The following is an 8,294-nucleotide window of genomic DNA, read 5'->3' on the forward strand; positions in this document are numbered from 1 at the left end:
AGGATGTCGAAGGTTTTTTCTGAAGAGATTAACCCTCCGAGGCTGGCTGTTTTTTCCGGGCCCAGCCACGCCGAAGAGGTGGCTAAAAACATGCCGACGACTGTAGTGGCTTCTTCAAATGATAAAAAGACAGCTATCCAGGTGCAAAATATCTTTACGACCGAAAGATTCAGGGTATATACCAGCCAGGATATAATCGGAGTCGAGCTGGGAGGAGCGCTTAAAAATATTGTGGCTATTGCTGCCGGAATATCAGATGGATTGGGTTTTGGCTCAAACACCAAAGCAGCACTTTTAAGCAGGGGCATAGTTGAGATGACCAGGTTGGGGGTCGAATTAGGAGCAAACCCGTCTACGTTCAACGGATTATCAGGAATAGGTGATCTTATAGCTACCTGTATCAGCCCTTACAGCCGCAACAGACAGGTAGGGATGTTGATAGCCCAGGGTAAGAAATTAAACCAGATCCTGAAAGAAATGGAGACGGTAGCAGAGGGGATAAAGACTACGCAGTCTGTGCGTGACCTTAGCCATGACCGCAATATTGAAATGCCCATTACCGGGGAAATATATTCTATTTTGTACGAGGATAAAGATCCCCTGTCAGTGGTTAAAAACTTGATGCTTAGAAAGGCAAAGCCGGAAGTGGTATAAATAAATTGCTAAATTGCTAAATTGCTATATTGCCAAACCGATGAAGAAACAATCTTAATACATACAACAATATAGCAATATGACAGTATAACAATATAAAAGGGAGGAGGTGAAATAAATGAATAGAGGTTCATTAAGCATCCAGGTAGCTAAAAAGTCAAAATTGTCAAAGTCCCAGGCTGATAAAGTAATCACAACAACATTAAACAGCATTAAGACTGCTCTTAAAAAAGGTGAGCGCGTACAGTTAATTGGTTTTGGTAGTTTCTGGATTAAGAACAGAAAAGCACGGACCGGCAGAAATCCGCGCACAGGAGAGTCGTTAAAAATTAGAGCAAGGAAAGTCCCTGCTTTTACTGCAGGATCAGCGTTGAAAAAAGCGGTGCGCTAAAGAATTTTAATTAAGTAGCGCGGGCTTAAGCCCGCGCTACAATCAAAAGATCTATCTTAAAAAGGCATTTCGGTTACTTCGCAGCCTCAGTGTCGAATTCAGGAATATAATTTACATCATTCTGCGGATTTCGTAAACTGTGTTTTTATTCGGGGCGTGGCGCAGCTTGGCTAGCGCGCTTGAATGGGGTTCAAGAGGTCGAGAGTTCAAATCTCTCCGCCCCGACTTTTTGGAGGTAATTTTTAGTGAAGCAAATTAATATTGGTTTAATAGGTTTTGGAACAGTAGGCAGCGGGGTAATCAAGATATTAAAAGAGAAAAGTTTGTTTTTGCGCCAAACTTGCGGCTGCGACTTTGTGATCAAGGCAATAGTAGATAAAGATGTTATTTCACTGCGCCGGGTAGAAGTGGATAGAAGTATCTTGACTACTGATGGGAAAAAAGTGATCGATGATCCACAAATCGATATTATTATTGAGTTGATCGGAGGGATTAGCCCGGCTAAAGAGTATATAATCGAAGCCTTACAAAAGGGCAAACACGTAATTACCGCCAATAAAGCACTTTTGGCTGAGTGTGGTCAAGAGATATCCCGGGTAGCAAGGAAGAATTCCGTTGATCTTCTATTTGAGGCCAGCGTCTGTTCAGGCCTGCCGGTTATAAAGTCGTTAAAAGAAGGACTGATCGCCAATAATATAAACGCTATATTCGGGATTGTCAACGGAACTTCTAATTATATTCTGACCAAGATGGCTGAACAGGGTGTAAGTTTTCAAGAGGCTTTAAACGAGGCAAAGCTAAAAGGATTTGCAGAAAAGGATCCATCCTTAGACGTGGAGGGGATTGATTCCAGCCATAAGCTGTTTATTTTAAGCACACTGGCTTTTAGGCAAGAGATAAGACTAGAGGATATTTATACCGAAGGAATAACTGTTATTTCTTCGGAAGATATAAAATTTGCCGGGGAACTTGGTTATACGATAAAATTGTTAGCTATTGCCAAGGTAATTGATAACGGATTAGAACTCAGGGTCCACCCCACACTGCTTTCTAATGATAAAGTTCTTTCTAATGTCAGAGGCCGTTATAATGCTGTTTATATCCGCGGAGATCTAACCGGAGATACTATTTTTTATGGCCCAGGCGCAGGCATGCTGCCGGCCGCCAGCGCGGTGGTTGCTGATTTAGTTGATTTAGCAACCAGCCTTATCTCTGGACATAAAGAAGCAAAAAAGGTTTTTCCTGCAAAGAAAGGAATGTCGATCAGAAAGATCCGGGATATAGAAACTAAATATTACGTCAGGCTCCAGGCCCTGGATCAGCCGGGAGTTTTAGCGCAGATTGCGGGAATCTTAGGGGATAATAAGATCAGTATAGCCAGTGTAATTCAAAAAAGAAAGCACTGCCAGGAGAGCGCGCCGATAGTAATGATGACCCATAAAGCCCGGGAAGCAAACCTGCAGCAGGCATTAGAGAAAATAAATAATTTGGCGGTAATCAAAGAGAAAGCTGTGGTGGTCAGGATCGAAGAGTAAAAACAATTATAAGTACTAATTGGTTTACGATTTGCAGGTTACGGTTTGCGGTTGCTGGAGGAGTGACGAATGTGGAATGGAGTAATTGAAGAATATAGAGACTTTTTACCGGTAACAGATAAAACACCGGTTGTTAGTTTAAATGAAGGTAATACCCCTTTAATTTATGCACCGGCTGTAAGCAGACAATTAGGCAGAAATATAAAGGTTTATCTGAAATATGAAGGGTTAAACCCTACGGGTTCTTTTAAAGACCGGGGTATGACAGTAGCAGTTTCCAAGGCCCTGGAGGAGAAGGTTATTGCAGTAATGTGCGCCTCTACCGGAAATACCTCGGCTTCAGCGGCTGCTTATGCAGCTCGGGCTAAGCTTAAGTGCGTGGTTCTTATTCCCGAAGGCGCCATAGCCCTGGGTAAGCTTTCCCAGGCCTTGATTCACGGGGCAAAGGTTATTGCAATCAAGGGTAATTTTGACGATGCCCTCAGGTTAGCCAGAGAGATAACAGCCAAATTTCCGATAAGGTTGGTAAATTCGATAAACCCTCATCGGATTGAAGGCCAGAAAACAGCTGCTTTTGAAATATCCGAACAGCTTGGAGGTTTTTCACCGGATTATCACGCAATTCCGGTAGGGAATGCCGGCAATATCACTGCTTATTGGAAAGGCTATAAAGAATACAAACAAGCAGGAAAAATAAACAAACTCCCTAAGATGCTTGGTTTTCAAGCCGAGGGAGCTGCTCCGATAGTAAGAAATGAAATAATAAAAAATCCCGAGACTTTAGCTACCGCTATAAAAATAGGCAACCCTGCCAGTTGGAAAAAGGCAGAACTTAGCCGGGATGAATCAACCGGACTTATTGATATGGTGAGCGATAAAGAAATAATTCAAGCCTATAAATTTCTGGCCGGCAGGGAAGGGATTTTTGTAGAACCTGCTTCAGCCGCTTCAATCGCCGGGATTTTCAAATTAAAGAAACAAGGGTACTTTGATCAAGCAGCAGCTAAAATAGTGTGCACCCTGACCGGTCACGGCCTCAAAGACCCGGATCGAGCGATTAAAAGCGTTAATAAGCCTGCGGTTTTAGCGGCAGAGTTAGAAGCAGTGGTAAAAGAAATAGGTTTTTGATTGTTAAACTGTTAAATTGTTAAACTGTTAAAGCGACAATATAACAATTTAGCAATATATCAATTTAGCAATCTTGGAAGGAGAATAATGAAGTATATCGTGTTAGTCGGAGACGGAATGGCTGATTTTCCTTTGGAAAAGCTTAACGGGCATACGCCGTTGGAAGCGGCAAAAACTCCTAATATGGATTCTATCAGCCGGCAAGGCAGGACAGGTCTGGTTTATACTGTTCCTAAAGGAATGAAAGCAGCCAGCGATGTAGCCAATCTCTCGATTTTGGGTTATGATCCGGTTAAATACTATACCGGCCGGGGGCCGCTTGAAGCGGCGTATATGGGGGTTAAATTGGGGGTTAATGAATTGGCGTTTCGGTGCAACCTGGTAACTGCTTATCAGAATACCATGGTGGATTACAGCGCCGGGCATATTACCACTAAAGAGGCGGAAATTTTGATCTCTGCCCTGGATAAAGAATTGGGCAATGAACAGATAAGATTTTATCCGGGGGTAAGCTATCGTCACCTGACAGTAATAAAAGCTGTTCAGGGCTTTGATGATTTGAGCGCTAAGTGTAAGCCTCCCCATGATATCAGCAGTCAGGAAATATCATCTAATTTACCAAAAGGCAAAGGGGCGCAAATGCTTAACTGCTTGATGGAGAAGTCAAAAAAGGTTCTGGAGCGCCACGAAATCAACCAGATAAGAATGGATTTAGGTGAAAATCCGGCCAACATGATCTGGTTGTGGGGCCAGGGAATTATGCCTAATCTGGTTAGTTTTAAAGAAAAATTCGGAGTCGACGGCTCGATTATTTCTGCGGTAAATCTGATAAAAGGCATAGGCTGTTCAATCGGGCTGAGGGTTATTGAAGTCCCCGGCGCAACCGGTTATTATGATACAGACTATCAGGCAAAAGCCAGGTTTGCAATCAGTTCTTTAGATAATTTAGACTTTACCTTCGTCCACGTAGAGGCGCCGGACGAAGCAGGTCATAACGGTGATATCAGAGCTAAAATTACCGCAATAGAAAATTTTGATAAGCTGGTGGTCGGGACTATCCTGGAGAATTTTAGAGACAGGGAAGACTACAGGGTTTTGGTTTTATCCGATCATCTTACACCGTTGAGTCTTAAGACGCACGTGGCTGACCCTCCGCCATTTGCTCTTTGCGGCAAGGGGATCAACGCTGACAACTCAAAGAGTTTTAGCGAAAAAGAAGCAAAAAACAGTTCGTTTGAGTTTAAGCAAGGACACAAATTAATAGAATATCTTATAACGGACACTTAGAGAAGGTCATAAGCGAAAAGAGGCAACGAAAAAAGGTAACCATGGCGCTAATAATTCAAAAATACGGCGGAAGTTCAGTAGCCGATGCTGAGCGAATAAAGCAAGTCGCCCGGCGTGTAATTAAGACCAAACTTTCAGGCAACCAGTTGGTGGTGGTGCTTTCGGCATTAGGCGATACTACTGACGATTTAACAGAATTAGCTCATCAAGTTTCAACTGACCCTCCGGAGCGTGAGCTGGATATGTTGATTTCAACGGGTGAGCAGGTTTCAGTGGCATTGCTGGCCATAGCTATTCATTCTTTCAGGCAGCAGGCTGTTTCTTTTACCGGCGCTCAAGTTGGTATTATCACTGACAGCACTCATTCCAAGGCAAGAATACAAAGCATAAATACCGCAAAGATAGAAAGGGCGCTTGGCCAGAATAAGATTGTTATTATTGCCGGTTTTCAAGGTGTGGATCTTTCACAGGAGATAACCACCCTGGGCAGGGGTGGATCGGACCTGACCGCTGTAGCGTTGGCAAAGACGCTTAACACCAAACATTGTGAAATATACACTGATGTCCAGGGGGTATACACAGCTAACCCCCGGGTAGTCCGCGATGCAAGAAAAATAAAGCAGATAAGTTATTCGGAAATGCTGGAACTGGCTTCGCTTGGGACCCAGGTAATTCAGGCGAGATCAATTATGGTAGCCAAAAAATTCGATATTCCTATTCACGTCAGGTCGAGCTTCAAATCTATAAAAGGAACTTTGATTTCCAGGGAGGTCAAGGCTATGGAAGATGTTTTGGTCAAAGGCGTCACTTATAATAAAAATGAGGCCAAGATCACGGTGCTGGACGTGCCTCATAAACCGGGTATGGCGGCAAGGATTTTTAAGCGTGTTGCCGCAGCCGGGATAAACGTAGATATGATTATTCAGAATATCAAGCAGGCAGGCCGTTCTGTTAATCGCGCCGGCGGCACGGATGTTTCTTTTACGGTATTGAAATCAGACTTAACCAAAACGTTGGAAGTAGTTAAGTCTATCTCTCGCCGGATAAAGGCCGCGGGAATTAGCTGCGATAAAGAAATAGCCAAGGTATCAGTGGTGGGCCTGGGTATGCGCAGTCATTCCGGAGTGGCTGCCAGTATGTTTAGCGCTCTGGCCGATGCAGGCGTTAATATAGAAATGATTTCTACTTCCGAGATAAAGATATCTTGTGTTATAAAAGAAAAGGATGCCGAAAGAGCGGTTCGGGCAATACATAAAAAGTTTAAACTGGGTAAAAAATGAAAAAACAAGATTCGTTTTTAGAAAAGAGTCAGACTGCCGATAAAGAGCCTTTGCGTATTTATTTAGAAGAAATAGATAAAATTCCTCTTTTGACTCCCGAGGAAGAAGTAGATCTTGCCAAAAAGACAAAGGCCGGAAATAAGTCCGCCCAGCGAAAAATGATAAGATCTAATCTGCGTTTAGTAATTAACATTGCCAAAAGATATACCCACTTAGGCCTGCCGTTATCAGATTTAATTGAAGAAGGAAACCTGGGGTTGATAAAGGCAGTTAAAAAATATAATGCCAAAAAAGGTTATCGGTTTTCTACCTATGCCTCTTGGTGGATCAAACAAGCGATAACCCGGGCTGTTTCCAACAAAGGGAAGATGATCCGCGTTCCCGGTTATATGATTGATACTATTTCCAAATGGAAAAAGGTTACTGCCAGCCTTTCTCAAACCCTTGGCCGCCGCCCTACCCTGAAAGAAATATCCAAGACAATGAAGCTGCCGTTAAAAAAAATTAAGGAAATAAAAAACATAATTACCAAACCAGCTTCTTTGAGCGCGCCGGTGGGCAGGGAAGGAACAGTGCAATTGATAGATTTAGTGCAGGATGAAAGCGTGATTGCTCCCTCCGACGGGGTAGATGAAATAATGCGCCATGAAAGGATAGAAGAATTGCTGGAGGTGCTGAGCAAAAGGGAAAGGGAGGTAATAACTTTAAGGTTCGGGTTAAGAGACAGCGATTATCGCACGCTGCAGCAAATAGCTAAAAAATTCAAATTGACCAGAGAAAGAGTACGCCAGATCGAGGTCGGGGCAATACAAAAATTAAAGACGCTGATCAAGACAAAACAAGAGGGCTAAAAAAATATGGAAGATTTAAAAACCCTGATTAGAAGCATTCCTGATTTTCCTCAAAAAGGAATTTTGTTCAGAGATATTACTACTTTGATCAAGGATAAAGAACATTTTAAAATCGCTATTGATGAATTAGGGGCGAGATATATCGATAAGAAAATAGACAGTTTGGCGGCGATTGAGGCGCGCGGTTTTATTATTGCCGGTGCCTTGGCTCATAAGCTGGGATGCGCAATAATCCCGGTCAGAAAAAAAGGCAAACTGCCTGCCGAAACCTATCAGGTAACGTATGACCTGGAATATGGCACAGACACTTTAGAAGTCCACCGGGATGCAATCAAACCCAAAGACAGGGTCTTGATAGTCGATGACCTGTTAGCGACCGGCGGAACCGCTCGGGCAGTTATTGACCTGGTCAATAAGCTTCAAGGCGAGATAGTAGAGCTTACCTTTTTGATTGAACTTACCGATTTAAAAGGCCGGGAGAAACTTAAAGACTACCCGGTTTTTTCGTTGATTAAATACTAACAATTTAACAGTTTAGCCATTTAACAATTTAGCAATTTAATTGCCCTCGTAGCTCAGTATGGATAGAGCACAGGTTTCCTAAACCTGGTGTCGACAGTTCGAGCCTGTCCGAGGGTACCAGATTTTTTGCATTTTTTCCTTGACAGGAAAATTTTACTATGATATAACTGGTTATGTTGAAACATCATCGATAATTTTAATCTAAAGCGGAAAGGGGGGAGAATAGAGAGCTTTAAAATTGTCAAGAATGATGTGTAGATATAGGAAGATAATTTCCGGAATTAAAAGCCGGTTATTAAATAAATTTAAAGACTTAAATTGTATTTTAAGGAGGAAATAAATGAGGAAATTAACCATATTTTGTATGATGGCGGCGCTGGTGGCGTTTGTTGCGGCACCTGCTTATGCCGAAGTACAGAATGTAAAAATAAGCGGAGACATTACACTGCGCAGTGTCCTTCAGTCGACTTATGACTTGAACGGCTTGGATGACAACACCACCAACTGGAACCACGGCCCAGCGCAGCTTGATACCAGTGAAAACGCTCATTCATTTATGTCCACAGTGGGCATAAATATTGACGCCGACCTTACCGATAATGTCTCAGCCGCGATTAGAATAATGAATGAAAGAGACTGGACTTCG

The 8,294-nt window shown here is 42.8% G+C and carries 9 protein-coding genes and 2 tRNA genes; all 11 read left to right on the top strand.

Annotation, left to right across the window (positions count from 1 at the left end):
* A partial coding sequence (locus U9Q08_04150) for an NAD(P)H-dependent glycerol-3-phosphate dehydrogenase (protein MEA3328902.1) occupies window positions 1-654 on the top strand: 654 nt, incomplete at its 5' end.
* A gap of 118 nt (window positions 655-772) precedes the next feature.
* A complete protein-coding gene (locus U9Q08_04155; protein MEA3328903.1) occupies window positions 773-1,045 on the top strand; it encodes an HU family DNA-binding protein in 273 nt (90 codons plus the stop codon).
* Window positions 1,046-1,195: 150 nt separating this feature from the next.
* Window positions 1,196-1,270: transfer RNA gene (locus tag U9Q08_04160), tRNA-Pro, on the top strand.
* A 20-nt stretch (window positions 1,271-1,290) separates the two neighbouring features.
* Window positions 1,291-2,580 carry a homoserine dehydrogenase gene (locus tag U9Q08_04165; GenBank protein ID MEA3328904.1) on the top strand — a complete coding sequence of 430 codons (1,290 nt, stop codon included), beginning with the start codon at window positions 1,291-1,293 and terminating at the stop codon, window positions 2,578-2,580.
* Window positions 2,581-2,649: 69 nt separating this feature from the next.
* A complete protein-coding gene (gene thrC, locus U9Q08_04170; GenBank protein MEA3328905.1) occupies window positions 2,650-3,708 on the top strand; it encodes a threonine synthase in 1,059 nt (352 codons plus the stop codon).
* Window positions 3,709-3,795: 87 nt separating this feature from the next.
* Complete coding sequence (locus U9Q08_04175) at window positions 3,796-4,995, top strand: cofactor-independent phosphoglycerate mutase (protein ID MEA3328906.1); 1,200 nt, start codon at window positions 3,796-3,798, stop codon at window positions 4,993-4,995.
* 41 nt (window positions 4,996-5,036) lie between these two features.
* Entirely contained in the window at window positions 5,037-6,275 is a 1,239-nt protein-coding gene (locus U9Q08_04180; GenBank protein ID MEA3328907.1) for an aspartate kinase, read from the top strand.
* Window positions 6,272-7,126, top strand: coding sequence for an RNA polymerase sigma factor RpoD/SigA (locus U9Q08_04185; GenBank protein MEA3328908.1), 855 nt, complete (start codon window positions 6,272-6,274; stop codon window positions 7,124-7,126). Before U9Q08_04180 ends, U9Q08_04185 begins: the two co-directional genes overlap by 4 nt.
* Before the next feature lie 6 nt (window positions 7,127-7,132).
* Window positions 7,133-7,648, top strand: coding sequence for an adenine phosphoribosyltransferase (locus U9Q08_04190; protein MEA3328909.1), 516 nt, complete (start codon window positions 7,133-7,135; stop codon window positions 7,646-7,648).
* Between the two features lie 42 nt (window positions 7,649-7,690).
* Window positions 7,691-7,768: transfer RNA gene (locus U9Q08_04195), tRNA-Arg, on the top strand.
* A gap of 220 nt (window positions 7,769-7,988) precedes the next feature.
* Window positions 7,989-8,294, top strand: a 306-nt coding sequence (locus U9Q08_04200) for a hypothetical protein (protein MEA3328910.1), incomplete at its 3' end; no start/stop codon positions are given.

Source organism: Candidatus Omnitrophota bacterium, assembly GCA_034717435.1.
Taxonomy (GTDB): domain Bacteria; phylum Omnitrophota; class JAUWXU01; order JAUWXU01; family JAUWXU01; genus JAYELI01.